General features: G+C 69.4%; 1 protein-coding gene and 2 pseudogenes. All 3 read right to left on the reverse strand.

The window, feature by feature from the left end; all coding sequences use genetic code 11:
* A pseudogene (locus tag AC08OT_RS20010) lies at window positions 1-919 on the reverse strand (AIM24 family protein); the annotation flags it as partial.
* 84 nt (window positions 920-1,003) lie between these two features.
* A pseudogene (locus AC08OT_RS20015) lies at window positions 1,004-1,676 on the reverse strand (AIM24 family protein).
* Between the two features lie 62 nt (window positions 1,677-1,738).
* Window positions 1,739-2,500 (reverse strand): AIM24 family protein (locus tag AC08OT_RS20020; protein WP_476603206.1); only part of this gene is annotated, 762 nt, incomplete at its 5' end.

Genomic DNA, 2,500 nt, shown 5'->3' on the forward strand with positions numbered 1-2,500 from the left:
CCCCTAGGCCGCCACCGCCGCTTGGGCCGTGACCACCGTGACCGCCGAGCTGGTTGCCCTGGAACCCGCCCTGACCGAGGCCGAACTATCCGGCGGGACCGGCACCCGCGATCGCGTTGTACGGCGGAAGTAGCTCGCAGGGCTGCACGATGACGAAGCCCTCGCCGGTGAACTGCATCTGCCAGCTCTCCCCGGTGTTCCCCCGGGGTCGCCACACGGCCGAGGACGTCACCGCCGCCTGCATCGAGACCTGCAGGCTCGACGACCAGCCGACGACCGCGTCGGCGTCCGCGAAGTAGTAGTTCTGATGCGTTACGTGCATGACCAGCGGCGCCCCGGACGTGCAGACGGCGACCCGGCCGTTGCCGCGCAGCTCGACCTGGTAACTCCCGACACCGGCGATGCCGACCTGGCTGTCCACCCGCACCAGGTCCCAGGTCGGGTCGACGTTGAAGGCGAGCACGTTCTTGCCGTCGACGGTGAGCCCGTCACCGACCAGGTCGAGGATGTGGATGTCCTGCGCCTGGTTGGCGAGGAAGACCGAACCCGATCCGGAGACCTGCATGAGGTTCAGGCCCTCGCCGCCGCTGAAGAAGCTGCGGAAACGGGAGCCCCAGCCCTCCCAGTGCGCGTCGAAGTTCGCGGCACCCTGGTAGGCGACCATCGCGCCTTTGCGGACGTAGAACTCCCGCATCCCGCGGGCGCCAAGCGTCGCCTTGAGCATCTTGCCGTTCTGTAGGGAGAACGGCTCGTCCGAGGGACGCTCGGGATTGTCCAGGAGACTGCTGCGGAGGCCGCCGGCCGGCCCACCGGGACCACCGGAGGGTGTCCCCTGGCCCGGCGGATAGCCCGGACCACCGCCGGGATAGTTGCCCTGCGGACCACTCGGGTGGCCGCCGTACATCCCGCCCTGCGTCATGTCGCCGTCCCCGTCCTCTCCGCGGTGCGCTCCGCCGTCCGGCGCCGGTACCCGGCCGCCCGCCCCCACCGTGCCATCGCGGCCTCAGCCCCGCACCGAGAAGGTCGGCCGCTCGTCCTCGCTCGGTTGCACGACGACGAACCCCTGGCCGGAAAAGCCGAGCTGGAACGCCTCCCCGGATCCGCGCCCGATGAGCCCGCCAAGCCGGGCGGTGCGCCGGGGCTCGACGCGCAGCCCATCGGTGTAGGCGACGAGGGCGTCGGTGTCGACGTAGGTCGACGCTTCCCGGGTGTCGAGCACGATCGGACTGCCCTTGGCGGTCAGCGCCACCCAGCCGTGCCCACGCAGCACCACGTTGAACATCCCCATCCCGGACAGCATAGTGATGCCGCGGACCCGCTCGATGCTCCACTGCAGCCCGGCGTCGAAGGCCAGGATGTTCTTGCCGTTGACCGAGAGTCCCTCGCCGGCAAGCTGCGCGACGATGACCTCCTTGCCATAGTCCGCGAGGTACAGCAGCCCCTGGCCGGTCGCCGTCATGAGCGGAACGCCCTCAGCCGTCGCCCAGGAGGAGGCGATCCGGCCGAGCTGCGGCGGCTGCGGGTTGAAATCGATCAGCCCCTCGTAGGCAATCATCGACCCGGGCAAAGAGATCCTGACCCGGGTTCATGACCACCTTGGCGATCTTCGAGCCGTGCCTGCTCATCCGCTCCATGATCGGAGTTGGTCCGTAATGCTGGATCAGGCTGCCCTGCACGGCCCGCTCCTCTCCCCCGGCGGTCCTCCCGCCGGGCACGCTCCCCGGATGGTCGACACGCCTCAGACCTCGTACGGCTGGACGACGATGAAGTGCCCCGCGAACCCCATGAACTGCAGGGCCGGTGCCTCGCCGCTACTGCCGGCGTAGATCTGCCGGGAGATCCGGACCTGAGTCGACACACTGACCCGCATGCCGGTGGTCCAGGCGACGAGGGCGTTCATGTCCGCGAAGGTCGGGCCCTGCACGGTGAGAGTCATCGGGGACCCCTTGGTCATGACGACCACCGAACCCGGCCCGGAGACCTCGAAGTGGAAGAACCCCCCGCCGGGGATGCCGGGGCTCTCGATCCGACGCACCTCGGTGCGCACGGTGGCGTCCATTGCCAGCAGGTTCTTCGCGTTGATGCAGAGGGAGGAGCTGCCGAGCTCGACGATATGCAGGTCCGCGGCGTCCTGGGCGAGGAAGACCTCACCCGAGCCCTTGCAGGTCATCAGCTTGAGGCTCTGGCCGGTCAGCTTGCCCTCGATGAGACCGCGCAGCCCGCCGCTCTTGTAGTCGAACTCGACGCTGCCCTGGTAGGCGACCATCGACCCGCGCAGCGCCAACGCATCCGGACCGAGGGTGACCTTGACCAGCTTGCCGTTCTGCTGGGTCCACCGACCGGCGGTCAGCACCTCCCGGTAGGGATCCAGGCTGTTCATCGCCCCGGGCGGGGTAGGTCGGGCCTGCCACGGCAGGATCTCGGGTCCGCCGAATGCGCCGGTCGGCGGCATCCCACCCGGCATGCCGGTGGCGGGCATCCCACCCGCGAAGCCCATGGG

The sequence above is a fragment of the Frankia sp. CgJB1 genome, from assembly GCF_977947065.1.